The sequence below is a fragment of the Bacteroides sp. 4_1_36 genome (assembly GCF_003466325.1).
GTDB lineage: Bacteria > Bacteroidota > Bacteroidia > Bacteroidales > Bacteroidaceae > Bacteroides > Bacteroides uniformis.
Map to the genome: position 1 here is coordinate 274,210 of NZ_QSOX01000001.1, position 25,782 is coordinate 299,991.

At 46.7% G+C, this 25,782-nt stretch carries 23 protein-coding genes and 1 pseudogene; 3 read left to right on the forward strand and 21 right to left on the reverse strand.

The window, feature by feature from the left end:
- Positions 1 to 2 precede the first annotated feature (2 nt).
- From DXD65_RS01170 to DXD65_RS01180, 3 genes are all read left to right on the forward strand, one after another.
- Complete coding sequence (locus DXD65_RS01170) at positions 3 to 1,274, forward strand: replication-associated recombination protein A (RefSeq protein ID WP_005828284.1); 1,272 nt, start codon at positions 3 to 5, stop codon at positions 1,272 to 1,274.
- Positions 1,275 to 1,364: 90 nt separating this feature from the next.
- A complete protein-coding gene (locus DXD65_RS01175) occupies positions 1,365 to 2,321 on the forward strand; it encodes a D-2-hydroxyacid dehydrogenase (RefSeq protein ID WP_035448286.1) in 957 nt (318 codons plus the stop codon).
- A gap of 9 nt (positions 2,322 to 2,330) precedes the next feature.
- Positions 2,331 to 3,416 carry an endonuclease/exonuclease/phosphatase family protein gene (locus tag DXD65_RS01180; RefSeq protein WP_005828281.1) on the forward strand — a complete coding sequence of 362 codons (1,086 nt, stop codon included), beginning with the start codon at positions 2,331 to 2,333 and terminating at the stop codon, positions 3,414 to 3,416.
- A 99-nt stretch (positions 3,417 to 3,515) separates the two neighbouring features.
- On the opposite strand, the gene DXD65_RS01185 is transcribed toward DXD65_RS01180, so the two are convergent.
- The 21 genes and pseudogenes from DXD65_RS01185 to DXD65_RS01280 all read right to left on the reverse strand — a co-directional run bounded on the left by DXD65_RS01185 (position 3,516) and on the right by DXD65_RS01280 (position 25,781).
- Positions 3,516 to 6,917, reverse strand: coding sequence for a TonB-dependent receptor (locus DXD65_RS01185; protein ID WP_005828280.1), 3,402 nt, complete (start codon positions 6,915 to 6,917; stop codon positions 3,516 to 3,518).
- A 108-nt stretch (positions 6,918 to 7,025) separates the two neighbouring features.
- Positions 7,026 to 9,302: a sensor histidine kinase gene (locus DXD65_RS01190; RefSeq protein WP_117887328.1), complete on the reverse strand. Its 2,277-nt coding sequence runs from the start codon at positions 9,300 to 9,302 to the stop codon at positions 7,026 to 7,028.
- A gap of 192 nt (positions 9,303 to 9,494) precedes the next feature.
- Positions 9,495 to 10,814 (reverse strand): Na+/H+ antiporter NhaA, encoded by a 1,320-nt coding sequence (gene nhaA, locus DXD65_RS01195; protein ID WP_008663230.1) that lies wholly within the window; start codon positions 10,812 to 10,814, stop codon positions 9,495 to 9,497.
- Positions 10,815 to 10,853: 39 nt separating this feature from the next.
- Positions 10,854 to 12,635, reverse strand: coding sequence for a translation elongation factor 4 (gene lepA, locus DXD65_RS01200; RefSeq protein ID WP_005828274.1), 1,782 nt, complete (start codon positions 12,633 to 12,635; stop codon positions 10,854 to 10,856).
- Positions 12,636 to 12,759: 124 nt separating this feature from the next.
- On the reverse strand, positions 12,760 to 12,960 hold the full coding sequence (locus tag DXD65_RS01205) for a winged helix-turn-helix domain-containing protein (RefSeq protein WP_005828272.1): 201 nt from the start codon (positions 12,958 to 12,960) through the stop codon (positions 12,760 to 12,762).
- A 150-nt stretch (positions 12,961 to 13,110) separates the two neighbouring features.
- Complete coding sequence (locus tag DXD65_RS01210) at positions 13,111 to 13,581, reverse strand: C-GCAxxG-C-C family protein (RefSeq protein ID WP_034528735.1); 471 nt, start codon at positions 13,579 to 13,581, stop codon at positions 13,111 to 13,113.
- A complete protein-coding gene (locus tag DXD65_RS01215) occupies positions 13,581 to 14,345 on the reverse strand; it encodes an exodeoxyribonuclease III (RefSeq protein ID WP_005828268.1) in 765 nt (254 codons plus the stop codon). The genes DXD65_RS01210 and DXD65_RS01215 overlap by 1 nt, the downstream gene beginning before the upstream one ends.
- A 29-nt stretch (positions 14,346 to 14,374) precedes the next feature.
- Positions 14,375 to 15,640: an Nramp family divalent metal transporter gene (locus tag DXD65_RS01220; protein ID WP_057259189.1), complete on the reverse strand. Its 1,266-nt coding sequence runs from the start codon at positions 15,638 to 15,640 to the stop codon at positions 14,375 to 14,377.
- A gap of 126 nt (positions 15,641 to 15,766) precedes the next feature.
- A complete protein-coding gene (locus DXD65_RS01225) occupies positions 15,767 to 16,012 on the reverse strand; it encodes a TIGR03905 family TSCPD domain-containing protein (RefSeq protein WP_005828266.1) in 246 nt (81 codons plus the stop codon).
- Positions 16,012 to 16,749, reverse strand: coding sequence for a YebC/PmpR family DNA-binding transcriptional regulator (locus DXD65_RS01230; RefSeq protein ID WP_005828265.1), 738 nt, complete (start codon positions 16,747 to 16,749; stop codon positions 16,012 to 16,014). Before DXD65_RS01230 ends, DXD65_RS01225 begins: the two co-directional genes overlap by 1 nt.
- Positions 16,750 to 16,794: 45 nt before the next feature.
- Positions 16,795 to 19,257, reverse strand: coding sequence for a phenylalanine--tRNA ligase subunit beta (pheT, locus tag DXD65_RS01235; protein WP_117589452.1), 2,463 nt, complete (start codon positions 19,255 to 19,257; stop codon positions 16,795 to 16,797).
- Between the two features lie 153 nt (positions 19,258 to 19,410).
- Complete coding sequence (locus tag DXD65_RS20945) at positions 19,411 to 19,506, reverse strand: smalltalk protein (protein WP_005828262.1); 96 nt, start codon at positions 19,504 to 19,506, stop codon at positions 19,411 to 19,413.
- A 32-nt stretch (positions 19,507 to 19,538) separates the two neighbouring features.
- Entirely contained in the window at positions 19,539 to 20,039 is a 501-nt protein-coding gene (locus tag DXD65_RS01240; RefSeq protein WP_035448274.1) for an HU family DNA-binding protein, read from the reverse strand.
- A 185-nt stretch (positions 20,040 to 20,224) separates the two neighbouring features.
- Positions 20,225 to 20,635, reverse strand: coding sequence for a type II toxin-antitoxin system VapC family toxin (locus DXD65_RS01245; RefSeq protein WP_035448267.1), 411 nt, complete (start codon positions 20,633 to 20,635; stop codon positions 20,225 to 20,227).
- Positions 20,632 to 20,889, reverse strand: a complete 258-nt coding sequence (locus DXD65_RS01250; RefSeq protein ID WP_035448265.1) for a hypothetical protein — start codon at positions 20,887 to 20,889, stop codon at positions 20,632 to 20,634. Before DXD65_RS01250 ends, DXD65_RS01245 begins: the two co-directional genes overlap by 4 nt.
- A 69-nt stretch (positions 20,890 to 20,958) precedes the next feature.
- Positions 20,959 to 21,297, reverse strand: a pseudogene (locus tag DXD65_RS01255) (UDP-GlcNAc--UDP-phosphate GlcNAc-1-phosphate transferase); the annotation flags it as partial.
- Positions 21,298 to 21,354: 57 nt separating this feature from the next.
- Positions 21,355 to 22,605: a DegT/DnrJ/EryC1/StrS family aminotransferase gene (locus tag DXD65_RS01260; RefSeq protein ID WP_044469038.1), complete on the reverse strand. Its 1,251-nt coding sequence runs from the start codon at positions 22,603 to 22,605 to the stop codon at positions 21,355 to 21,357.
- Between the two features lie 106 nt (positions 22,606 to 22,711).
- The gene (locus DXD65_RS01265) at positions 22,712 to 23,299 is read right to left on the reverse strand and encodes an MBL fold metallo-hydrolase (RefSeq protein WP_057098094.1); all 588 of its coding nucleotides are present in this window, start codon (positions 23,297 to 23,299) and stop codon (positions 22,712 to 22,714) included.
- A 1-nt stretch (position 23,300) separates the two neighbouring features.
- Entirely contained in the window at positions 23,301 to 23,909 is a 609-nt protein-coding gene (locus DXD65_RS01270; RefSeq protein ID WP_016273554.1) for a sugar transferase, read from the reverse strand.
- Between the two features lie 4 nt (positions 23,910 to 23,913).
- Positions 23,914 to 24,792, reverse strand: a complete 879-nt coding sequence (locus tag DXD65_RS01275; RefSeq protein WP_016273553.1) for a polysaccharide deacetylase family protein — start codon at positions 24,790 to 24,792, stop codon at positions 23,914 to 23,916.
- Entirely contained in the window at positions 24,789 to 25,781 is a 993-nt protein-coding gene (locus DXD65_RS01280) for a GNAT family N-acetyltransferase (RefSeq protein ID WP_117748864.1), read from the reverse strand. Before DXD65_RS01280 ends, DXD65_RS01275 begins: the two co-directional genes overlap by 4 nt.
- Position 25,782 lies beyond the last annotated feature (1 nt).

Below are 25,782 nucleotides of genomic sequence, written 5' to 3' on the forward strand. Positions count from 1 at the left end.
CTATGCAACCATTAGCAGAACGGCTTAGACCAAGAACATTAGATGAATATATCGGTCAGAAACATTTAGTGGGACCGGGTGCAGTGCTGCGTAAGATGATTGATGCAGGACGTATCTCTTCGTTTATCTTATGGGGCCCTCCGGGAGTGGGAAAGACAACCCTGGCACAGATTATCGCCAACAAGCTGGAAACCCCTTTCTATACACTTAGTGCCGTGACCAGCGGTGTGAAGGATGTACGCGACGTGATAGAGCGTGCCAAGAGCAACCGCTTCTTCTCGCAAGCCAGTCCCATCCTCTTCATCGACGAGATACACCGTTTCAGCAAGTCGCAGCAAGACTCGCTGTTGGGAGCCGTGGAGCAAGGCACCGTGACGCTGATAGGCGCCACCACGGAGAACCCTTCGTTCGAGGTCATCCGCCCGCTACTATCCCGCTGCCAGCTCTATACCCTGAAGTCACTGGAGAAGGACGACCTGCTGGAACTGCTGCAACGCGCCATCACCACGGACACCGTGCTGAAGGAACGGAAAATAGAACTGAAAGAAACCACTGCCATGCTCCGCTTCAGCGGAGGAGACGCCCGCAAGCTGCTCAACATCCTCGAACTGGTGATAGATTCCGAAGCCACCGACCCTGTCCTCATCACGGATGACATGGTGACCGAACGCCTTCAACAGAACCCTCTTGCTTACGATAAGGATGGCGAGATGCACTACGACATCATCTCCGCCTTCATCAAATCCATTCGCGGCAGCGACCCGGATGGCGCCATTTACTGGCTGGCACGCATGGTAGAAGGCGGTGAAGACCCTGCCTTCATAGCTCGCCGCCTCGTCATCTCCGCTTCCGAAGACATCGGACTGGCCAACCCCAACGCGCTGCTGCTTGCCAACGCCTGCTTCGACACGTTGATGAAAGTGGGATGGCCCGAAGGACGTATCCCCCTGGCAGAAGCCACCATATACCTTGCCACCAGCCCCAAGAGTAATTCAGCCTATATGGCCATCAACAATGCCCTGGAACTGGTACGCGAAACGGGCAACCTCCCCGTCCCCCTGCACCTGCGCAATGCGCCCACCAAGCTGATGAAGCAGTTGGGCTACGGCGAGAAGTACAAGTACGCCCACGACTACCCCGGCAACTTCGTCAAGCAGCAATTCCTGCCCGACGAATTGAAAGACCGCCGTATCTGGGAGCCACAACTCAACCCTGCCGAGCAGAAGCACAAGGAACGGATGCAGCAACTCTGGGGAGAGGAAAAGAAATGGTAAACTATCAATTAAAATTAAAAATTAAAAGTTAGAGATTAAAAGTCGGATACAGAAAATCCCCACAACAAATAACTTATAACTCATAACTCCATGAATATAGTAGTATTAGACGGCTATGCCGCCAACCCCGGTGACCTTTGCTGGGACGAATTGCAAGCCTTGGGCGAGTGCACCATCTACGACCGCACCGCCCCTGCGGAAGTATTGGAACGCGCCGCTGGTGCAGAAATCCTGCTGACCAACAAAACCGTGCTCACCGCCGAGCACATGGCGGCACTGCCCGAACTGAAATACATCGGTGTGCTGGCTACCGGATACAACATCGTAGACACCGCCGCTGCCAAAGAACGCGGCATCATTGTCACCAATATTCCCGCCTACAGCACCGACTCCGTTGCCCAGATGGTCTTTGCCCATATTCTGAACATCACCCAGCAAGTGCAACACCACTCTGAAGAGGTGCACCGGGGCCGCTGGACAGCAAGCAAGGACTTCTGCTTCTGGGACACGCCTCTCATCGAACTGCGCGAAAAGAAGCTTGGAATCGTAGGCCTGGGCCACACCGGCTTCACCACCGCCCGCATCGCCATCGGCTTCGGTATGAAGGTATGTGCCTACACCTCCAAGACCAACTTCCAGCTTCCTCCCGAAATCCGCAAGATGGAGCTGGACGAGTTGTTCCGCGAATGTGACATCATCAGTCTGCACTGTCCCCTCACCGACTCCACCCGCGAGATGGTGAATGCAGAACGGCTTCGGTTGATGAAGCCCACCGCCATTCTCATCAATACCGGACGCGGCCCGCTCATCAACGAACAAGACCTTGCCGACGCACTTAACAACGGTACCATCTATGCCGCCGGCGTAGACGTACTCTCGCAAGAACCTCCCCGTGCCGACAATCCGTTGCTCTCCGCCCGCAACTGCTACATCACTCCGCACATTGCCTGGGCAAGCACCGCCGCGCGCGAACGCCTCATGCAGATTATGCTCGAGAACATCAAGGCCTACCAAGACGGCAAGCCGGTGAACGTAGTGAATAAATAAGCAAACAACATGGGAAAGTCCGCCGTAAAAGGTCTGTTCTACATCTGTCTGATAGCAGCGACATTCGTCTTGGCCACCATCACCATAATGGCAGCCTTCTCAGGAAATGTAGCTCCGGTCGATTCCGTCATCATGCCATTACTGGGGCTGGCAGTGCCCGTACTCCTGATTGTCAATCTGATAACGGCACTCTGCTGGGCATTGGCCCGTAAGCGCTGGGCACTGGTTCCGCTGGTGGCATTCTTCTGCAACTGGGGATATCTGACGTCTGTCTTCCAGCTCCACCTGCCGAAAGACAAAACCCCGGCAGGCAAGTATCTGAAGATAGCCACCTACAACATACACAACTTCGGAGGTGAGATTACCGGTTATTCCTGCAAGGAGATAGCCCGGTACATGCAGCAGGAAGGCGTGGATGTGCTGTGCTTCCAGGAGTTCGGAGACAACAGCGATTTCCCCACAGACAGCATACGGCGCGTACTCTCGCATTGGTCACACGCGCTCATCCCTTCTGAAGACTCCGTCAAGGGCGTACTGCCTATCGCCGTATTCAGCCGCTATCCATTGGCGAACCACCGTTTCATCACTTACCAGCACAGCTCCAACTGTAGCATGATGTGCGATGTAGTGATGGGTACGGATACCATACGTCTGATAAACAACCACCTGCAGACCACCAGCGTTAGCCAGAAGCGCAGGAAGTGGGAACGCGAGCTGGCCACCGACGACACCCGCCGCGAAGTCCAGGCAGCCAAAGATGCCGCAGGCACCCTGCACGAAAACTTCATGAAGCGGGCCACGCAGACTTACGTCATCAGCCACTACGCTAAGACCAGCCCCTATCCCGTGCTGCTATGCGGCGACTTCAACTCAATACCTTCCTCCTACACCTACCATCATTTGAGGAAAACCCTCAAAGACGGATTCCGCACTGCCGGAAACGGATACATGTACACCTACCGCTATGCCAAACGCATGTTGCGTATTGATTACATCTTCCACTCCCCTAGCTTGAAGGGTATCGAATACTACTCTCCGGACCTGGATTTGTGCAGCGACCACAATCCAGTGATTATGGAGGTTGAAATACAATAAAGTAAAGAAAGCCAAAAATAATAAGGGCTGTCCCGGAAATCCCGGAACAGCCCTTGCCTTATCATATTCTGCCATTCAACGGAGGTTATCTGCACCCGATTAGTTGAACACGTAACGGATACCGACTTGCAACTTCCAGCATTCGCTGTAGTTCTGATAGGTGTCGTAAGTCTTGGTAGGATATTCACCGTTCACCTTATACATGGAGAATACCGGAGTCAGGTCAGTGGCGCTCTTCACCCCTTCATACTTCAGGATTCGGTTGCTGTTGGAAACGGTATTGGTCTTGGAGATACCCCATTTGGAGTTGATGAGGTTACCCACGTTCATGATGTCAAAACTCAACTGGAAGCAATGCTTGGTCTTGCCAATCTTGAATTCGAAATCCTCCAGCAGACGGAAGTCAAAGCGGTGCACCCACGGAGCGCGGGCAGCATAAGCCTCGGCATACTGTCCTTTGTGATTCTTCAAGTACGAATCCTGCTCTACGAATTTCCAGAAGGCAACGCGGTCTTCCTCTGTCTTGAAGTTGATTTCACTATCGTCCTTCGGAATGTACATCAAGTCGTTGTTGATACCATCGCCGTTCATGTCGTTGGTGTAGCAGAAGCTGTAACCGCCGGAAGAATAGCCGGAATAGAACAGATTCAGGTGTGTGCCGCGAAGCAGGCCTTTGTGTCTGAAGGGGATGTAGTAGCCCACAGAAGCAATCACCTTATCGGGAACCACATACTGTGACCGTTGTGCATCCACATAATTGGAACCATCAATCGTGTTCAATCCCTGCCAAGTGGAGATAGGGTCGCTGCCCGGAAGACCGGAAACTTCTTTGGACTCCGTGTGCGTATAGGCCAGCATCAGCATCAAGTCATCCACCGGCTGGGCATTCACCGTGATGTTTGCCGTATAGCCGTAGCCTTTGGATGTATTGTCGAGTACCACGGCATTCTTGCCATTGTAATGCACGAAGTCGCCTGCATATTTCACATTCTTGTCGGGGTTGTCATAAAGAGAATAAGAGTACACCATGCGGTTATCCGCACCATTGAAACGTTGCATACCCGTATGCAACAGTTCCGTAGTTGTCACGTCTTTTCCATCAGCGCCCTTGACGGTGGTCAGCTTATTGTACTTCCATTCGTCGGGGTTCTTGATATTGATGTTGTTGATGGTAACGGCATTCACATTCTTCGTGAACATGAACTCTCCCGTCACGGTCAAGGGGAAAGATACGGGTACCTGATAGTCCACCGCGATAGACGACTTCCACACCTGCGGCATCTTGAAGTCCTGAGCCACACCGGAAATCTTGCTTCCCGCCACGTGTTTCTCAATCGTGGTGGGGAGGTTGAACTTGTCGATTATCTGGTTCATGTCCGTAATCATGCCGCCTGCCAACTGGTCCAGACGGGAATCATGGCCCACCACCTTTCCATTGTCATATTGGGTCTTAAAGGTAACGGAGTTCTGTACCATAGAAGCATTGGTCGGCATATTGGTGAAGAAAACCAACGGCAGACGTCCGGTAAACACACCCGTACCTCCACGTACTTTCAGCGACTTGTCCTTGAACACGTCCCAAACGAAACCTATACGGGGAGAAATCTGCCATCTGGAATCCGGCCACTTGCCAGTGTCGATGTGCTGCCCGTCGAAGTCAAGCTCATAGATGGCATCGTTTCTCTGGAGGTCGTCGTTGTCGAACATCAAGTTGTCGAAACGGATACCGTAGGTCAGTTTCAGACTGTTGCCGAGGTTCCATTCATCCTGGGCATAGAAACCAAGCTGGTTGAAGGTAACCTGAGCATTGGGGTTGGCCACACCGTTGAAGCCATAAGTCAAAGCGAATGATTCGGGAGCTGCGCCACTCAGGAAATCTTCCAGACTGTTATAGCGGTAATATCCCGTACCGTTACGCATATAGGCGTTGTTGGCAAACTGGTGCTCATAGCTAAGACCTGCCGTCAGCTTGTGGTTACCGGTGAAGAAGGTGAAGTTATCGGTAATGTTCGTAATCTTGTTCTTCACACCGTTGTTGTAGGTGAACAACTCGTAACCGGCGCTCATGTACGGTTCCAGAATCTGGTTTCCATTCTCGTCCTTGCCTGCCATGATGTCGATGAAGGGGAAAGGAGAAGAATTGGTGCCGCGCATGTCCTCTATATTGGTGTAGGTGAACAGCAACTGATTGGAAATCTTATCGGTGAAGCGGCTGTTCAAATCTGTCGCCCAAGACTGCACCTTGTTGTCCATGGAATACATGCTGTTGGCAAACGCCATAGACTGCGTACCTACGCGATAAGTATTGTTCAAGCGATATCCCGTATCGGAAGAGTTACCGTTCGGGGCATTCCAAGCCGTATTCTTCGTATTGTTGTAGCGGAGGCTCAAGCGATGGCGGTCCGTGATGTTCCAGTCGATGCGGGCCAGAATCTTGGTGTTCTCCTCGTCAGCAGGAAAACTTGTGTAAGAGCCTGCGTCGTAGCCGTACTTGTCCTTCAGATGGTTGTACACCTTCTCCATATCCGACTTCAGCGTACGGGACACCATACCTTTTGCCTCTTCACCGTCCTCACGCGCGCGATACTTTATAACCTCTCCCGGAGTCTTCTCCTTTTCGTAGTTTACGAAGAAGAACAGTTTGTTCTTGATGATAGGACCGCCCAGCGTGAAGCCGTAGGTAGTCTTGGACTCGTCGGAACGTGCTCCCAGGTCCTCGCCGTTGATGCGGTTACCGCGCATGTCCTGGTTGCGGTAATAGGTATAGGCAGTACCTCTGAACGTGTTCGTACCACTCTTGGTAATGGCGTTGATGCCGCCGCCTATGAAGTTCGTCTGGCGCACGTCGAAGGGAGCCACCACTACCTGCACCTCTTCGATGGCATCCATGGAGATGGGGTTGCCGCCGCCGGGGAGGTTGGAACTAAGTCCGAAGTTATTGTTGAAGTTGGCACCGTCGATAGTGAAGTTCGTGGAACGTCCGTCACCGCCGGCAAAACTCATGCCGTTGGCATAGGGAGAAAGGCGGGCAATGTCACTGATGCTGCGGTTCACGGTGGGAAGCTGCGTTATCTGTGCAGAAGAGATGTTGGTAGTGGCACCCGTCTTTTCAGCAGTGAACTTGGTCTTGGCAGCCGTCACAATCACTTCGTTCAGCAACTCGGAAGATTCACTCATCTCTACGTTCAGGTTGTATACCTCACCCAGCTGAAGGGTGATGTCCTTATAAATAACCGTCTGATAGCCGATATAGGAAATCTCCACCCGGTAGGGACCACCAGTGCGCATACCCTGGATAGAATAGCGTCCATCGACGTTGGTCACGGTTCCGTAGCGCGAACCGGAAGGCTGATGAACAGCCTGTACAGTGGCGCCGATAATGGGCTCATTACTTGCATCCGTCACCTTACCTGCCATAGAGGCGGTGGTGACCTGCGCATTTACACCTACGGCAGCCAGTAGCAGTAACGCTGTCAGTGCAATTCTTACTCTCTTTAACATAATGTCTTTTAAATTAGTTCCTAAAACGTTATATTTCTTAAAACACTGGCAAAGATACGCAAAATTATATATAAGAACATTACAATATGATTACATTTTTTTAAGGATTTATTCAATACAAGGCAGCACCACCGTGAAACGGCTTCCACGACCTTCCTCGGAGCGGAGTTCGATGCGTCCTCCCATCTTTTCGACGATGAGCACACAGATGGACAAGCCTAGCCCGACGCCTTGGGAAAACTCGCTACGCTTGTAGAAACGCTCAAAAATCATCTTCTGCTCGCTGTGCGGAATGCCTATGCCGGTATCTTCCACATAAAGATGTACCTCGCTCATGCCGGACGGACAACAATACCCCAGCTGGATGCTGCCTTCTTTCGTAAACTTGTTGGCATTGTTCAGGAAGTTGGTGAGTACCTGTGTCAGTCGCATGGGATCTACATTCACCTGCACATCTTCGGGAGGGAAATCCTTGAGGAACTGCAACGGCGGCTGGATAAGCAGGCTATGCGTCTGATAGACGTCATCGAGCAGCTGGCGCACACTCTCCCGCTGAAAGATGAACGAGAGGTTACCCGACTCGATGCGCGACAGTTCCAGCACATCGCCCACCAGTTTCAGCAGCAGTTTGGTATTGGTGTTGATAATGTCCACAAACTCCTGCCGCTCTTCGTCGGAGAACTCCGGCTCGTTAGCCAGCATGTCCGAGAAGCCGACAATGGCATTGAGCGGAGTGCGTATTTCGTGACTCATGTTATTGAGGAACGACTGTTTCAGTTCGGCTTGCTCCGCAAGCTCGCGGGATTCTATCAGCTCCTGCTCGTGGTCTTTCAGTTCCTGGATGTTCTGCAGCAGTCCGGCTATGATGGGTGCGTGTCCGGGGGTGTGGATGGTATTGTAGCTGAACTCCCACCACTGGAACTCGCCGGTGAAGTTACAGCGGTACTGTCCCTTGTGGTGCGTACGTTCGTGCCTTGACGCTATGTTCTTGCGGAAAACGGGTAAGTCGCCGGGATGGATGTAGGGAGTGATTTCATTGAGCAGAAGACGACCGGAGCGGTGGTGAATAAGCTCGCAGAACTGCGAGTCGCAGGACACGGAATCTCCCTCCAGTCGCCAGGCGTAGGTAGAATTTCCTTCGATGGCCAGGCAGAGGGTCTCATGCTCGTAGAGGAGGTTTCGCAGTGCCTCACGCTTGCGTCTGCGTTCGCGCAGCAGGCTGAAGGAGAGCAAGACTATCACCGTCAGCACGAAGACTGCGCCCAAGATGGAACCGATAAGTATAGGATAGCGGTAGCGCTCCGAAAAAGGGATATACATCACAGTGTACTCTGCCGGAATGCTCTCGAGCGGGATGCCATACTTCTGCAGCACATGCCAGTTCAGCACGTACTGCTTGGCGCATTCCGTCACCTGCTGCCGGGGCATCCGCCCTTCGAGGCGTTCCTTGATACCGGTCGCCATGTATCTTATCTGGCTTTCCAGTGGAGTGAAATATCCTCCCAGCAAGTAGTCGGCAAAGCCGAAGCCCTCGTTGATGGTCTGAAACGTGGGATTGTCGAAGAGCATGCCCACACGCTTGGTGGTATAGTCTCGCTTGGTGTAGAGCAGCAACGTATTGTCGCCGCGTCCCAGCCACATCAGATGGCGTATCGCTATGGAGTCGCTCGTCATGCGCACAATCTTCGTGGTGTCCAGCAACACGTCTATGTTCTGCCGTTTCAGTATAGGGCTGATAGTCTCCCTCTCGCGCACACGGTGATAGGAGGAACCGGCAAAGTAAGCACCCTCGGTAGAGGTCACGATGGCGAACCCCTGCCCACGACACTGCTCATTCAACGCATGCCATATCTTGCGGTCCAGAAACACTTGTCCGTTCATCAGGCAGATGCGCGACTTTCCCATGATACTCTCTATCATGCGTATGGTACGCAAGTAATCGGGCGTGTCGGCATAGCCCGTGATGTTGGGGTATTGCAGGAGCAGAGATATGTTGGGATAGTTCACACCGCTGAACACAACGGGTATTTCATGCGCCAACGGGTGTCTGCATGCCATCAGCGCATAGGCAGCCTGGTCGTCGAGCACGGCTATCAACTCGGCTCCCCAGGCAGAGAGGTCGTCCACGAAACCGGCCATACGGAGGTTTTCTGCCTCCTCCATGTAGCGGTCGCAGTCCAGATAGTATTCGCGTACATCGCAGTCCAAGCCGAGAAGGCTGAACTCTTTTTGCAACAGTTCCAGAGCCTTCGCAGCAGGCGGATAGCCCGGCTCGAAAGAGTGTATCAGCGCAATACGCCGTGTCTCCGCATGGGCAGGGTGTGCACACACGAGGCAGAGAGAAAGAATCAATATGTATCCGGCAACTGCCTTTATGTGCTTCATATCCGGAAGGTCCTTTTCGACTTGTACCAGCAAAGATACGAATGTTTTTTAAGAATAATGGACTATTTCTTCTGTTTCTGTAACAAAGAATACGTTTTCTTAAATCATTGACACATCCCAACTTATCTTTCAGAGGATTTACCGAATATCCCTAAAGAACCGATTCTTCGTCCAGTATTCCAAAGTGGAGGTCTATTTGTCCTTGACCTTCGGCAACACCGCATTCAGTACCATATATCCCAACATACCGGCAACAATCGTTCCCAGCAATACACCAAACTTCGCCTGGTTCAGCAGATCCGGATATTCTCCTGCAAAAGAAAGGTTGGCTATAAATAAAGATACCGTAAAACCAATCCCCCCCAACAAGGATACTCCGGCAACACTTCTCCAATTCATTCCCGGAGGCATTGAGGACAAACCACTCTTGACCGCCAGCCAGGTAAACAGAAAAATACCGATAAACTTGCCAAGAAGCAATCCTGCAGCCACCGCTATACTAACAGCTCCAACAACGCCACCGCCTCCACTGAACACCACACCGGCATTGGCAAAGGCAAAGAGCGGCAGTATCACAAAGTTTACCGCACCATGCAAATTGTCTTCCAGGGATTGCAAAGGACTAATTACATGATCAGAAGCGCGCTCCACTTGTTTTAGAGTGGCAATCTGCTCATTGGTCAATATAATATTATCTGATTTGGTAACCGGAAAATCACCGATAATGTCGCGGATGCGTTTAATGTATTTCCCGGCATCCAAACGGGGACGGGCCGGTATTACAAAGGCCAGTATCACTCCGGAAATAGTGCTGTGAATGCCCGACTGAAGGAACAAATACCAAATAATTACCCCGATAAGCAGGAAGAATATCTTCTGTGTCATACCGAATTTCCCCATATAGTAAAGGAAGAAATAAAGGACAGCAGCTACAATAAGATATCCGTATGCCACTTCGGAACTATAGAAAATGGCAATAACCAGAATACCGCCAATATCATCAACTACTGCAAATGCCGTCAGAAAAATTTTCAGACTCAGAGGCACCCGCTTACCCAGCAGACTGAGTACCCCCAATGAAAAAGCAATATCCGTAGCCATCGGTATAGCCATGCCGCGCGTTTCCGGAGTGCCCTGAACGACCAGAAGTGAATAGACAATGACCGGCACCAGCATACCGCCACACGCCGCTACAAAAGGTAAAGAGGCTTTACGAAAGGAAGAAAGTTCACCCACCAGCAGTTCCCGCTTTATCTCCAACCCCACAGCCAGAAAGAAAACAGTCATCAGGCAGTCGTTTATAAACTCAATCATTTTCAACGGATGACCGCCATGGGAGAACAAGTTGAAGTCTCCGATACGCAGATGCAGTTCCTGCAAAAGAAAGCCCTGATACAGCGGAGCCATCGGCGAATTAGCAATAACGGCCGCCAAAATAGCCATCAAAAACAGCAAGATGCTCGCCGCTATATTCAGCGACGAGAAGTTTTTCACAGTACGTAAAATAATCATAAAGAAGTATATTTGATTTAAGATTTCATCCTTTCGACATCAATCCAGCTTCAAGACTGCCAGGAACGCTTTCTGAGGTACCTCCACATTACCAATCTGTTTCATACGCTTCTTACCTCTCTTCTGTTTCTCAAGCAATTTTCGTTTACGGCTCACGTCACCTCCATAACATTTGGCCGTTACGTCCTTACGCACAGCCTTAATCGTTTCCCGGGAAATAATCTTGGCACCGATAGCAGCCTGAATGGCGATATCGAACTGCTGTCTCGGAATCAGGTCTTTCAACTTCTCGCACATCCGGCGTCCCAATTCGTAGGCATTGTCAAAGTGTGTCAAGGTAGAAAGAGCATCCACCGGCTCACCGTTCAGCAAAATATCCAGCTTCACCAGTTTGGAAGGACGAAAACCGTTGGGATGATAGTCAAAAGAGGCATATCCCTTAGAGATACTCTTCAATTTATCATAGAAATCGATAACTATTTCGCCAAGAGGCATGTCATAGTATATTTCTACGCGGTTACCTGAAATATATTCCTGCTTCACCAGCTCGCCACGCTTGCCCAGACAAAGAGTCATGATAGGGCCGATGTAATCAGTAGTGGTAATCACCGAGGCGCGGATATAAGGCTCCTCAATACGGTCTATCATGGTAGGGTCGGGCATGCTGCCGGGGTTATGCACTTCAGTCATATTTCCCTGCTTGTCATAGATATTGTAGGAAACGTTGGGCACGGTGGTGATAACGTTCATGTCAAATTCACGGTCAAGGCGTTCCTGCACAATCTCCATATGGAGCAGCCCAAGGAAACCGCAACGGAAACCAAAGCCCAAAGCCAATGAAGACTCAGGCTGGAAAGTCAGCGAAGCATCATTCAACTGCAACTTCTCCAAAGAAGAACGCAAGTCCTCAAAATCTTCTGCCTCGATGGGGTACACACCAGCAAAAACCATCGGCTTTACCTCCTCAAAACCGGCGATGGCCTCTTCGCAAGGACGGGCAATATGCGTAATCGTATCACCTACTTTCACTTCCTTAGAGGTTTTGATACCCGAGATGATATAGCCCACATCCCCCGTACGCAACTCCGGACGTGGCATCATTTCCATTTTGAGCACTCCGATTTCATCCGCATCATATTCCTTGCCTGTATTGAAGAATTTCACTTTATCCCCTTTACGAATCACACCGTTCACTATCTTGAAATATGCAATGATACCACGGAAAGAATTGAAGACAGAATCGAAAATCAACGCCTGCAACGGAGCTTCCTCGTCACCCTCCGGGTGAGGGATACGCTCAATGACCGCAGCCAGAATCTCTTCCACTCCCATGCCTGTTTTGCCAGAAGCACGGATAATTTCATCACGCTTGCAGCCCAACAGTTCGACGATTTCGTCCTCCACTTCCTCGGGCATGGCGCTTGCCATGTCACATTTGTTGATGACGGGAATAATCTCCAAATCATGCTCAATCGCCATATAGAGGTTTGAAATGGTCTGCGCCTGCACTCCTTGCGAAGCATCTACAATAAGCAAGGCTCCTTCACAAGCGGCAATGGAACGTGACACCTCGTACGAGAAGTCCACGTGTCCCGGAGTGTCTATCAAGTTCAGAATATACTTTTCACCTTTATAGGTATACTCCATTTGTATGGCATGGCTCTTGATGGTGATACCTCTTTCCTTCTCAAGGTCCATGTCATCCAGCATCTGTCCGTTAGTTACTTGTATAGTATTGGTAAATTCCAGCAGACGGTCTGCCAAAGTTGATTTACCGTGGTCGATATGGGCAATAATGCAAAAATTTCGTATATTCTTCATTGTCAATAACTATCTATTAATTGGGTGCGCAAAGATAGTGAAAACAGAGCAAATAAAAAAAATGCGTTGATAACATATTCATGTACCAACGCATCTTTTTATAACATTCCAATCAATTCCTCGCTTAGTTCAGCTTTACAAACAATTCGCCTTCCACTTCAGAAGTAGAGACCTTGTCTTCTCTTAACAACCAGCCCAATCCCAGGAAGAAGTCCTTGTCGATCAGTTTAGTTGCTTTCTTGATTTGCTTGTGAGTCAAGCCATCTGTGCCATTCAGTGCAGTCCAAATCTGTCCTGCAACATTACCAGCTTTTTCTTTTAACATTTCTATTTGCTTTTAGTTAAACGTTATCCTCATCTCCAAAGATAGAGATGTCGGTGTTTTTATATCGCTGCAAAGATAGGTATATTTATGTTATACAACACGTTATTAGGCACTTTTTTTCTTACTAAGGGGTAAAAAAGTTCTTTTTTCTTACTTTGAGGACATTTTTTCCAGGTATTCGGTCCAAATTTGGGCAGCTACCTCTACCATCCTGGCACACGGGCGTTTAGCATAATACTGCTCGGTACGGGCTTCCGGAACGGACGAACCTTCCGGTTTTCTCAACCCCAACAATTCAGCACATATCAAAGAGCCGTTTCGTTTCTTGAACTCAGCAGCCAGCTCCTGCACCAACGCATAGTTTGCCGCCTTACCTTCACGGTCCTTGCCTTCCACAGCTCCTTTTTCCAATCCGGCCAATAGGAACATGCCGCATGCAGCACCGCATGTCTGCCTCATACGACCTATGCCACCACCAAAAGAGGCGGACATCCGGAAAGCCTGCTCTTCTGTAAAACCATACATATCTGCAAAAGCTCCCACTACCGATTGCGAACAGTTATAGCCACTCTTGAAAAGCTCCACAGCTTTTTCGATTCTGTCTTTTGTTTCCATCATCATTATTCTGTAATTTCCAACAACATCGGACAATGGTCCGAATGAACAACGTCACCCAATATTCTCGCCTCCTTCAACATCGGACGCACCGGTTCACTCACCATGCAATAATCAATGCGCCACCCTTTGTTCTTGGCACGTGAATTAAAGCGATAGCTCCACCACGTATATTCCTGCTTGTCGGGATGAAGCCAACGGAAGGAATCTATGAATCCCGCATTGAGAAAGCGCGTCATCCACTCCCGCTCTTCAGGCAGGAAGCCACTGTTGGTGGCATTCCTGATAGGGTCGTGAATGTCTATTGCCTCATGGCAGATATTATAATCGCCGCAAAGAATGAGTTTAGGACGCGTACGTTCCAGCTCCAATACATATTCCTGGAATTTCTCCAACCAGACCATCTTAAAGGCCTGGCGTTCATCACCGCTGGTACCGGAAGGATGATAAACACTCACAACGGACACATCGCCGAAGTCGGCACGGATAAAGCGCCCTTCGTTATCGTATTCTTCAATACCCATACCATATTCCACATGGTCCGGTTCTTGCTTGCTCAGAATAGCGACTCCGCTATACCCCTTCTTCTGTGCAGAATATAGGTAATGCTTATACCCCAAAGCATCCAGCGCCTCTGCCGGATACTGTTCCGGTTGCAGCTTTGTTTCCTGCAAACAAAGCACATCCGGCTGCTCTTGTGCCAGCCACTCGGGAAAACCTTTTGTCACGGCAGCCCGTAGCCCATTTACGTTATATGTAATAATCTTCATACTTATTTGATTTCTTAGAAATGAATTATTCAAGATGTCAACTCGGATACCAGCAGCATGATATTCAGCACAGTGACCACCGCAGCAATGGCATAAAGTACAAATGTACTCCATTTGCTGTTTACATACTGCCCCATCACTTTGCGTGAAGAAGTCAGTCCCACTTGCAGGAAAACCGTAAACGGCAGCTGGATGCTCAGTATCATCTGTGAAATCAGCAGTCCTTTGAACGGGTCTCCGATAAAGAAAATCAGCAGCAGTGCAATACCCAGCGACAGAATCACCCCCACCTGCGAGTGACTGTCTTTGATATGATAGGATTCTCCGAAAATACCGGCAAAGATAGAACCTGCCGCCATACCGCTGGTTATCGTGGAAGATATACCCGCCATCAGTAATGCCAATGCAAAAACCACGGCAGCACTGTTCCCCAGCAACGGCTCCAGCAAGGATTTGGCCTGCTGCAACTCTTCCACCTGAATACCGCTTTTAAAGAAAGTTGCCGCAGCCAGCAGTATCATGGCACTGTTGATGGCCCATCCCACAATCATAGAGAACAGCGTGTCGAACAATTCATATTTCAACACCTTGCGGATGGACGCATCATCTTTCTTATTATATTCATGGCTCTGTATCACTTCCGAGTGCAGAAACAGATTATGCGGCATCACCACCGCACCGAGCACACTCATGATAATCAGCATACTCCCATGCGGGAACGAAGGTGTCACCCACCCTTGTGCGGCCAGCGGCCAATCTATCTTCACCAGAAACAGCTCATAGATAAAGGAGAGCCCGATGACCGAAACAAAAGCAATGATGGAACGTTCTATCTTCTTGTAGGAATTAGTGAAAAGCATGACGACTACAAATACGGTAGTCAAGACAGAGCCCCATATGATGGGAATGTCAAACAGCATCTGCAAAGCGATGGCACCTCCCAATATCTCTGCCAGCGAAGTCGAGATGGAAGCCAGCACTGCTGTACCCAATATGGGACGCGACACCCAGGAAGGAGTATATTTGGTAGCGGCTTCGGACAAGCACAAGCCGGTTACAATTCCCAGATGCGCCACATTATGCTGCAATACAATCAACATGATAGTGGATAAAGTCACGACCCACAGCAATGAATAGCCAAATTCAGACCCTGCCGCAAAATTAGATGCCCAGTTCCCCGGGTCAATAAAGCCCACAGTCACCAGCAGTCCGGGACCTATATATTTAAAAACGTCCAGACCGCCCAGATAGCGTTTGTGGTCTCTCCGTTTCAAGTCTTTAAAAATATTCTTCATTGTGTCTGTTCAATTAAGAGTGTAAAAATACTCAAATAATAACAAATACCTCCATGTTAGGTTCAAAAAAAGCCCCTGGCATCTTTCAATGTCAGGGGCTCTCATCCATTCTTTCAAGCAGGAGGCTCAATACCCCATCTCGTGCAATGCCTTGCACAATTGGTCGGGGCAGGAAGTGGAACGTCTTCCGCAGCGAATTCCTTCCAAACGGGCAATCACCGCATCTACCGGCATGCCTTTCACCAAACGTGAAAGTCCTTGCAGGTTTCCATTACATCCACCCCAAAATGCCACTTCTTTCACAATACCATCTTCCACATCCAGTTCGATGTTACTGCTACACGTACCTTGCGTCTTGTATGTATATGTCATTATTCTCCGCCTTCTTCCGGTTTCATGTTAGTATAAACCGTCTGTACATCATCAAACTCTTCGAGACGCTCTATCATTTTGTCGATGGTTTCGCGTTGCTCGGGAGTCACATCCTTCATATCGTTCGGGATATAGGTAAACTCACCGCCGACATCTTCAAAACCGCACTCTTCCAAATGTTTCTGGATAGCTGCATAGCTTTTCGGGTCACCATAAATAGTGATAGTACCTTCTTCTTCATCCTCTTCGTAGTCTTCCTCTACGTCATAGTCTATCAAGTCAAGAATGAGTTCTTCCATATCGATACCGTCTTTCTTCTTGAAAGTGAACACGCACTTGTGGTCAAACAAGAAAGCCAGTGAACCCATTGTTCCCAAGTTACCGCCGAACTTGTTGAACACGGAACGCACATCGGCTACTGTACGGGTAGTATTATCGGTCAGTGTATCCACAAAAACAGCTACACCGTGAGGACCGTATCCTTCATAAGTCATACCCTTATAGTCGCTCTGGTCCTTACCCATCGCATTCTTGATAGCACGTTCAATATTATCCTTCGGCATGTTTTCACGCTTACAAGTAGCGATTACCGAACGCAGTGTCGGGTTGTTTTCCGGTTCCGGACCGCCGGCCTTCACCGCAATAGCAATTTGTTTACCCAGTCTTGTAAAGGTCTTTGCCATGTGACCCCATCTTTTCAATTTGGCAGCTTTTCTATATTCAAACGCTCTTCCCATTGGAACTGTATTTTAAATTATGAATTATAAATTCTGAATAATGAATCAACGCAGCTTGGCATTCAATTTGTCCTCCAGGTTCTTCACTAGTTTGGACATAATCTTGTCAATCTGCTTATCGTTCAACGTGGCATTCTCATCCTGCAGCAGGAAGCTCACCGCGTAACTCTTCTTACCGGCTTCCAGATTCTTACCCTCGTAAACGTCGAAGAGAGAAACCTCCTTCAGCAGCTTTTTCTCCGTCTCGTAGGCAATCTTCTCAATTTCCGCAAACTGCACTTTCTTGTCGAGCAGTAATGCCAAGTCGCGTTTCACGGCAGGGAACTTGGAGATTTCCGTATAGCTCACCTTCACATTGCGGATGGCCTTCAACAATTCTTTCCAGTTGAAATCGGCATAGTAAACCTCGTTGTCAATATCGAATGCCTTCAGCAGCTTCTTTGTTACAATACCGAAAGTAGCCAACCGCTTTCCACCCCTTGTCTGTACGGATAAACCGGCAGCATAGATGTCATCAGTCAGATTGCCGACAACCAAATCATGCATGTGCAGCCCCAATCTGGCAAAGACATTCTCAACGTATGCCTTCAGCTCATATACCGAGCTGTTCTCATCCGGATGAGCCCATGAGTTTACAACCCTCTTGCCAGTCACCCACAAACCAAGATGATAGTCTTCGGAATAAGCGGCAAGCACCTTTTCCGGATTCTTCTTTTCTTCGTTGAAGTGATAACAATTACCGAATTCAAAGAATTTCAGGTCTGCATTCTTACGGTTGGCGTTGTGCGAGATGCTTTCCAATCCACCGAAAAGCAGTGTCTGACGCATGGCATTCAAGTCTGCACTCAACGGATTCAGCAACATTACCAGATTCTTCGACGGATAAGACTCCAAGTTGTCATAGTAAGCGGCACGCGTCAACGAGTTGTTCAGAATCTCATTGAAACCACAGCCCACCAGCTGCTCGGCAACCAGGTTCTGCAGTTTGTTGGATTTATCATATTCACCCTTGGTAGTCAGACAAGACTTCAAGGTAGTCGGAATCTCCACATTATTATATCCGTAGATACGCAGAATATCCTCTATTACATCGCAATCGCGCTGCACGTCCACACGGTAAGGAGGAACATCCAGTGTAAGCCCTTCGGCTGTCTTGTCTACAATCTTCATTTCCAGACTTGTCACGATGCTCTTGATGGTATCCACCGGAATAACTTTACCAATCAGTGAGTTCACTTTCTCATAGGCAAGTTCCACACGGAAATCCTTGGCAGGAGCGGCGCACACATCTTTTATTTCAGAAGAAATGGTACCTCCGGCAAGTTCCTTTACCATCAAAGCTGCCAGCTTCAGGCAGTAAATAGTGGCATTCGGGTCAATACCTCTTTCAAAACGGAAAGAAGCATCTGTGTTCAATCCATGACGACGGGCTGTCTTGCGCACCCATGTGGGATGGAAGTAAGCACTTTCAAGGAACACATCCTTGGTGGTTTCCGTAGAACCGGAATCCAGACCGCCGAACACACCGGCAATACACATCGCCTCTTCCTTGTTGCAAATCATCAGGTCGCGTTCGTTCAATTTACGCTCCACGCCATCAAGAGTTACAAACGGAGTACCTTCCGGCATGGTCTTTACAATCACCTCACCGCCTTTAATCTTATCCGCATCGAAGCAGTGCAGCGGCTGGCCGAAAGCATGGACGATATAGTTGGTAATATCCACCACATTATTGATAGGACGCAGGCCGATAATACGCAACTTGTTCTGCAACCATTCGGGGCTTTCTTTCACTGTAACCCCTTTCACCGTAACGCCGGCATATCGGGGACATGCCTCGCTGTTCTCTACAGTTACTTTAATATCCAAGTCGTGATTTTCTACCGCAAAAGCGTCTACCGAAGGTTTCTTTAAAGTAGCCGGCTTACCGTTCTGTATCAAGTAGGCATACAAGTCGCGTGCCACCCCATAATGTGAGCAAGCATCGGCACGGTTGGGAGTGATGTCCACTTCCAGCACGTAATCGCTCTTGATGTTATAGTAGTCCTTGGCAAGCGTACCCGGAACAGCTGTCTCCGGCAGTACGATGATGCCTGCGTGGTCCGTACCGATACCGATTTCATCCTCAGCACAAATCATGCCGACAGATTCCACGCCACGCAGCTTTGATTTCTTGATGGTAAAGCATTCGTCACCGTCATACAGTTTTGTACCCAACGTGGCTACTACCACTTTCTGTCCGGCAGCTACATTCGGAGCGCCGCATACAATCTGCACGGGTTCACCTTGTCCCAGGTTCACCGTAGTGACGTGCATATGGTCTGAGTTAGGATGAGCTTCGCATGTCAGCACTTCGCCGATGACCAGTCCTTCCAGTCCGCCTTTAATGGTTTGCACCTCTTCCACACTTCCCGTTTCCAGTCCGATGGAGGTCAGTGCCGCAGCAACTTCATCCGGTGTCAAATCGAAATCGACATACTCTTTCAACCAATTATAAGAGATATTCATATCATTATATTTTTATTGTTTCCAAAAGTGACCTGCAAAGGTAATAAGATTTTTTGGTTGGCAGGGAATTATAAATGAAGAAAATAACAAAAAGGCGATGAAGTGCTTTTCCTTCACCGCCTTTCTCCTAATATTACTACATGAATCTACAATTTATACATTCATTGCATTGGCACCTAAAGCTCCCAATATGGCAGAAGCAACAGCTATCACTACCTTCAAAATCTTGTCCCAAACGTTCTTTTTCATAGTTTTAATCTTTCTAAATTAGTAAATACATCTTATCCTAATGGGTTCTCGCCTTGGTCACCGTCAGAACCACCACCGGAATTGCCACCATCACCGGCATCATCCTTACCGTCAGTCACCACTCCCGTCCATTTCTCAAACTCCACACCCTGAATCAGGGCACGCGTAGTGCCGATAGCAGCCGGGCGCGTGTATTCCGGAGTAAACTGGCAGCGTAGAGCAGTCACCTGATTGGGATTCACGTCTTCAGATTTTGCCACTCCCTTACCTCGCGTACGGGCCTTCATGGTGAATGTGCCCAGGCCATCCAGACGCACCGTACGGCTGTTCAGCAACTGGCTCCTCATTACCGTCATCAGGTTACGGATTACATTATGTACGTCACCCGGAGTCAGGGAAGACTTCTCGGCAATCACCTCAGCCAATTGTTGTGCATCTACGGCTCTTCCCACTTTCTTCAAACTCAGATGCCAAAGTTTGGCACCCTCTTTCGTCGCCAGAGACGACTGTCTTGCATAATAAAATAAAGGCATACTTTCTTTCTCCTTTTTACATTTTTAATTCAACATGGTTTTTCATCTCGTTTTGTTGTTCAACAATGCAAAGGTGAGGATATATTTGCCTGTAAACAAAGAAAACAGCCTCGCTGAAGCTGTTTTCTGAGATAAGTTCATAAAGTATTGATTTACAAGTTATCAGTTCAAGTAAGCCAACTTAATCAAGATATGCTTTCAAGAAAAGATTTAGGAGACGTAATACTTATTTGTGAAAAATAAAAATCCTTTTCATTCCTTGTCACAATAACATCAGCTTGTATATTGGCTGCAGAAAAATATTGCAATGCATCTTCAAAGTCAGTAGCTTGTAACATTAGAGCCGATTCAACATTATCAGCTGTCAAACTAACAACAGAAAAGAATGTCTTCAGTTTATTTAAAGCATTATATAGTGCTATTCCTTTAAATTTCTTTCTAAGAATATATGCAATATTTGCCATAGTCAATGATGACAAAAACAAAGAACATTTCTGCTCTTTTTGACACAACAGAATAGTGGCAGCATCTTGACATCCGTCTCTTTCCAATAACAAGTCTATTAAGACATTTGTATCAATAAAAGCTTTTATCATTTGTTCAATAGATAATTAAGACGTTCATCTTCTGCATCTTCTATCCCCGAAGCTATACCTATTAATTCCTGAATATCCTTGGGCAACACAAAATCATTTTTCTCAGTCTTCACTTTTCCAACATGTACATGCCGCCTACTGCCATTATTTAATAAACTTTCCGACAGTTTATTTATAATGCGCAATTTCATCTCATCACTTAGTGACAATAATTTATCCAAATAATTATCTGACAAATTAATAGAAGTATCCATATTACTTTCTCCTTTCAATGACAAAGATAATATTAATTCCTACAATCATCAAGAAAAGGAAAGCTTATTTCAAATTGATTGATGTAATCCAAAATACCTCTTCATGAAACAGACATAAATAAGACTTAACAAGAGGATGGTACATAGCAGATACCAGTAACCTGAATCCAAACACATTATATATCCTACGATGATGATTGCCTGTACTGCCATATAGGTCAAAGATACTATGACATGGGGAATCTTCAGCTCATTCGCCATAATCTGATAAGATGTTTGCGATGCGGTAGTCCGATATTCTCATGAAGCATCAGGCGGTGAATATTTGGCACGCTTGCAGAAATTGAAGAAGCAGAAGACTAGAACGGAACAGACAACGGTATAGATGAAATCCGCATTGACAAACGTATTGGCAACCGACAGCGTTGTCAAGGTCGTAGTTAAAAAAAGCTGTATTTTCATCTATTATTTTACTATGGCCTCTTTTATACACTCCACGATATAATATACATCTTCATCAGTCACCCACGGCCCGGCAGGAAGACACATACCGATTTTAAAAATAGCTTCGGATACCCCATTGATATAAGCCGGAGTATCCTTATAGACTGGCTGCTTGTGCATCGGTTTCCAAACCGGGCGCGCCTCTATTTTTTTGCCAAGCATAAAAGCACGCAAAGCCTCCACATTCTCGTTGGGCTGGCAATCTGTTGTAGCACAATCTACGGCATGAATCACACCTGCAGCACCACCTACGGCAGTCCTGACAACATCCTTATAAGCATTTTCCTGCCCTTTGATGCGAAGTGAAGAATCCAGAGTGATTGTACAAAGCCAGAAATTAGAGTCATAATCAGCCGAAGGAGCTTCATGCAGCAATACCCCCTCCACATCCTTAAGCAGTTCCTTATAGAGAGCCTGCACATGTCGGTGATGTGCAATATGCTTATCGGCAACGGTCATTTGACCACGACCAATACCTGCACATATATTACTCATGCGATAGTTATACCCTATCGCCTCGTGCTGGTAATAAGGATAAGCCTCACGAGCCTGCGTGGCATACCACATGATTTGATTCTTGCTTTCGGCATCTTTACAAATCAACGCACCACCGCCACTGGTAGTAATCATCTTGTTACCGTTAAAGCTCAGCACCCCGAACTTGCCGAACGTCCCCAGTACCTGTCCCTTAAAACGGGAGCCAAAACCTTCGGCAGCATCTTCCACCACTGGAATAGCATACCTATCGGCTATCTCCATGATACGTGTACAGTCATAGGGCATGCCGTACAATGCCACAGGAACAATAGCTTTTGGCTTTTTTCCAGTCTTGGCAATGCGGTCCTTGATGGCTTCTTCCAACAGTTCCGGAGACATGTTCCAAGTTTCTTTCTCAGAATCCACAAATACCGGAACAGCCCCCAGATAAGTGACCGGATGCGAAGACGCACAGAATGTGAAGCTTTGTACAATCACTTCGTCACCCTGTCCCACTCCGCAAGCCAACAGAGCCAAATGTACTGCCGCCGTACCGGCCGAAAGTGCCACCACTTCCTTGCCTTCGCCTACAAAACGTTTCAAATCCTCTTCAAAAGCATTCACATTAGGACCGAGAGGAACCACCCAGTTCGTATCGAAGGCTTCTTTTACATATTTCTGTTCAATACCCTCCTCGCTCATATGGGCAAGGCAGAGATAAATGGTTTTATCCATAAATATATATGTGATTATTTAATGATCAGACTTCGGATTCCTCACATAGTGGGGAATAAAAAGAAAGGAAACGGCTTTATAAATCCTTTCCAGATATCGGAATAATTTACTCATAAATGTTTCCATGACCGGGATACAGACTGCAATCCTTTGTTAATTCCATGATACGTTCTTTCGAGATCCGTGCATCTTCCCTATCGCTATTAGGGAATGAGGCAATGACTTTAACACCCGGGATATATGAATCACCCGAGAAAACATTGTTCTCGACTTTATAGGTAAGGCAGCTTTTATCATGTCCGGGAGTTTTAAACACTTCCACGAAAATTCCCGGAAATATTTCCACTTTATCATTCTCATGTAAAACCGTCACATTATCTCCCATCCATATTACAGGATCATTGTGATAACGGGAAAAATTAAGTTTATCCGAACCTAAAGCCTCCTTACCGAAAGAGGAAGTGTAAACTGTGCAATCAGGATACAATCGTAATAAATCTTTTATACCATAAATATGGTCGTAATGAGTATGAGTCAGAAACAAGGCTTGTACCGTTCCGCACTTTTCCTGAACACACTGCTTTATAGGAGCAATATCCCCAATATCTATCAATACATGCCCATCTTTCCCCTCAACAGACAGTATATAAGTATTGGAGGTGAAAACAGAATTGACAATCTGATGGATGTTCATTTCAGTTATGACCGTTGAAAGCCTCGGTGGTAGCATTACCTTCCTTATTGATCCCTTCTCTAACGAACACTTTCTTTATGGTTAGCAGAATAATCTTCACGTCCAGCCAGAAAGAAATATGATCCACGTACCACACATCCAGTTCAAACTTACGTTTCCAACTGATATCATTCCGTCCGTTTACCTGTGCCCACCCCGTAATTCCCGGACGTACTTCATGGCGACGGAACTGTTTCTCTGAATATAAAGGAAGATACTTCGGCAATAAAGGACGGGGGCCAACCAATGCCATATCCCCCTTTAATACATTAATTAATTGTGGCAATTCATCTATGGAAAGAGAACGGACTATTTTACCAATCTTTGTCAGGCGTTCAGCATCCGGCAACAAGTTTCCTCCAGAATCCCGCTCATCTGTCATTGTCTTAAACTTTATGGCTTTGAATATCCGAGCATTTTTTCCAGGGCGATCCTGGGTGAAAAAGACACCGGCACCCTTATTGGTGAAATGGAGGAAAATTATCAGAAGAAGTAATATGGGCCAGATAACCAACAGAACTATAAAAACAATTACAAAGTCTAACCCACGCTTTAATCCTCTTTTATACATAAGCCTATAATTCTATTAACGGTTGTTTACTCCAATTGATTTCCTTTGCAGCCTGCCCTACATTGCAAAAAACATAAGTTTGCAGCAGGACTTCTAATTTATTCAAAGCCCCTCCTTTACCTATATTTGCCTTAGCATAACGAATTATACGATTTTTTAATGTTCCAACTTCCTTAAAGTACTCCTCAAATTCTGCCTTAGTCATAAACTTTGAATTTTGCTCTATCAAATCATTGATATGAAAATAAAACATCACATAATCCATACGTTCAATAAAGTTTTTCTGTAACCATAATGGAACTAGCCTAAAATATCCTCCTCCTGAAAAAGTTACACTCTTACCCATTAGTGTAACTGGACAAATAGGAAATTCCTTTATTGTATATACTCCTTTCTTTATTAGCGCAGGTATGGATGAAGTAAAATGAGGAAATCCCCCTAAGTCGCGATTGGCCGGAAATATAGAGCAGTCATATTCTATACCGTTTTCCGCCAATACATCAAAAGCCCAGTCGTTGTTTTTCCCTATGGAAAATGCAGGGGCACGAAAACTTTTTACTTTCCTCCCTATAAGATTTTCTATCTCTCCTATTGCAATACGTGTGTCTTCGGCAAATTCTTGTCGAGTCATTTTATTTACCCACAAATGCTTATTTGAATGACTTCCTATTTCATGTCCTGCATTCGCTATTTTTTTCAATACATCAGGAAACTCAACTGCCAATTGTCCTACACAAAAGAAGGTCGCTTTGGTATTATTCTTTTCGAGAGTATTCAAAATCCAATCCAGCAATTCGTCATACTGCCGATATTTTTCTTTTCTCCCTCCCTTAAAATGTTTCTCAATATACCACTCCTCGGTATCAAAAGTCAATATTTTCATAAATAATATACAAAATCCAAATCTGAATCTGCAGATGTAATCAACAAAGGGCACTCTTTATTTATATGTGGGATAGTAGTGCCACCGTATAATTTTTTACTTGTCCGCAATATAACAGGAAAGAAGTTAAATACTTTTCTCTTCAATGAGGACAATGTTAAATAAAAGCCGATATGGTTTATTTTAGCAATTTCAGAAACAGCCTTATCTATGCTACTCATATAGTCCTTTTTTCTATATCGAAAGTCAACTAATGAAATTACATCAAATCCTTTATAGTGTGCCAAACGTACCACAAAGTAGCAAACTAAATTTCCACACAAATGGCCTTCATAAACAACATACTTTTTATAAATATTAAAAAAGCGCTTTTCAAAGAATGATTTATCACGTGTTATTTCAATATCATCATTTTGCCAGAAGCCGTCAGAAGTAAAAGACATTTGTTCCAATTTATCTATTCGATAAAACATCATGCCTCTTACCGCCATTTTCAGTGGATAAAACACATCCTCTATTCCTCGTCTGTAGTGTAAACACCTCCTATACAAACTGTTTAAGAAGAAACGGTTTACAGATAAATACACATAAACCGGATTAATAGGCCGAAAACAAGGAATAATCTTAGGCTGTATATTGTATGCGGCATCAGTAAGACCAACTACACATCTATCCGAAAACCTCCCCATTTGTTCATAAATCATTCGCCCCACTCCTTTACCGCGATAAGCTTTCAAAACAATGGTATTACCTTCCCAATAAAAATCTTGCTTTTTACCATGTATCTTTATCTCATTCCAATTAGCAGTAGTGCAAGCTATTATCTTACCTTTATCTTCTACTAGAAAAGTACGGTTCAAAAGATTTTTTTCACACGAATATTGCTTTAACCACCAATCAAAATACCTTTTGTCCCTATTAGGAAAACTCTCAATAAGAAACAACATTAGTTGTTCATATAAATCGGGAGTATAAGGAATGATTTCCATA

Excerpts from the sequence above, each read along its gene's own strand:
- DXD65_RS01215 (WP_005828268.1), bottom strand. The coding sequence starts at position 14,345 with ATGAAGATTATTACATATAACGTAAATGGGCTACGGGCTGCCGTGACA.
- DXD65_RS01220 (WP_057259189.1), bottom strand. The coding sequence starts at position 15,640 with ATGAAGAATATTTTTAAAGACTTGAAACGGAGAGACCACAAACGCTAT.
- DXD65_RS01265 (WP_057098094.1), bottom strand. The coding sequence starts at position 23,299 with ATGAACATCCATCAGATTGTCAATTCTGTTTTCACCTCCAATACTTAT.
- DXD65_RS01210 (WP_034528735.1), bottom strand. The coding sequence starts at position 13,581 with ATGATGATGGAAACAAAAGACAGAATCGAAAAAGCTGTGGAGCTTTTC.
- nhaA (WP_008663230.1), bottom strand. The coding sequence starts at position 10,814 with ATGATTATTTTACGTACTGTGAAAAACTTCTCGTCGCTGAATATAGCG.
- DXD65_RS01230 (WP_005828265.1), bottom strand. The coding sequence starts at position 16,749 with ATGGGAAGAGCGTTTGAATATAGAAAAGCTGCCAAATTGAAAAGATGG.
- DXD65_RS01175 (WP_035448286.1), top strand. The coding sequence starts at position 1,365 with ATGAATATAGTAGTATTAGACGGCTATGCCGCCAACCCCGGTGACCTT.
- DXD65_RS01275 (WP_016273553.1), bottom strand. The coding sequence starts at position 24,792 with ATGAAAATATTGACTTTTGATACCGAGGAGTGGTATATTGAGAAACAT.
- DXD65_RS20945 (WP_005828262.1), bottom strand. The coding sequence starts at position 19,506 with ATGAAAAAGAACGTTTGGGACAAGATTTTGAAGGTAGTGATAGCTGTT.
- DXD65_RS01245 (WP_035448267.1), bottom strand. The coding sequence starts at position 20,635 with ATGATAAAAGCTTTTATTGATACAAATGTCTTAATAGACTTGTTATTG.
- DXD65_RS01250 (WP_035448265.1), bottom strand. The coding sequence starts at position 20,889 with ATGGATACTTCTATTAATTTGTCAGATAATTATTTGGATAAATTATTG.
- lepA (WP_005828274.1), bottom strand. The coding sequence starts at position 12,635 with ATGAAGAATATACGAAATTTTTGCATTATTGCCCATATCGACCACGGT.
- DXD65_RS01240 (WP_035448274.1), bottom strand. The coding sequence starts at position 20,039 with ATGCCTTTATTTTATTATGCAAGACAGTCGTCTCTGGCGACGAAAGAG.
- DXD65_RS01260 (WP_044469038.1), bottom strand. The coding sequence starts at position 22,605 with ATGGATAAAACCATTTATCTCTGCCTTGCCCATATGAGCGAGGAGGGT.
- DXD65_RS01270 (WP_016273554.1), bottom strand. The coding sequence starts at position 23,909 with ATGTATAAAAGAGGATTAAAGCGTGGGTTAGACTTTGTAATTGTTTTT.
- DXD65_RS01280 (WP_117748864.1), bottom strand. The coding sequence starts at position 25,781 with ATGGAAATCATTCCTTATACTCCCGATTTATATGAACAACTAATGTTG.
- DXD65_RS01205 (WP_005828272.1), bottom strand. The coding sequence starts at position 12,960 with ATGTTAAAAGAAAAAGCTGGTAATGTTGCAGGACAGATTTGGACTGCA.
- DXD65_RS01225 (WP_005828266.1), bottom strand. The coding sequence starts at position 16,012 with ATGACATATACATACAAGACGCAAGGTACGTGTAGCAGTAACATCGAA.
- DXD65_RS01190 (WP_117887328.1), bottom strand. The coding sequence starts at position 9,302 with ATGAAGCACATAAAGGCAGTTGCCGGATACATATTGATTCTTTCTCTC.
- DXD65_RS01170 (WP_005828284.1), top strand. The coding sequence starts at position 3 with ATGCAACCATTAGCAGAACGGCTTAGACCAAGAACATTAGATGAATAT.
- DXD65_RS01185 (WP_005828280.1), bottom strand. The coding sequence starts at position 6,917 with ATGTTAAAGAGAGTAAGAATTGCACTGACAGCGTTACTGCTACTGGCT.
- pheT (WP_117589452.1), bottom strand. The coding sequence starts at position 19,257 with ATGAATATCTCTTATAATTGGTTGAAAGAGTATGTCGATTTCGATTTG.
- DXD65_RS01180 (WP_005828281.1), top strand. The coding sequence starts at position 2,331 with ATGGGAAAGTCCGCCGTAAAAGGTCTGTTCTACATCTGTCTGATAGCA.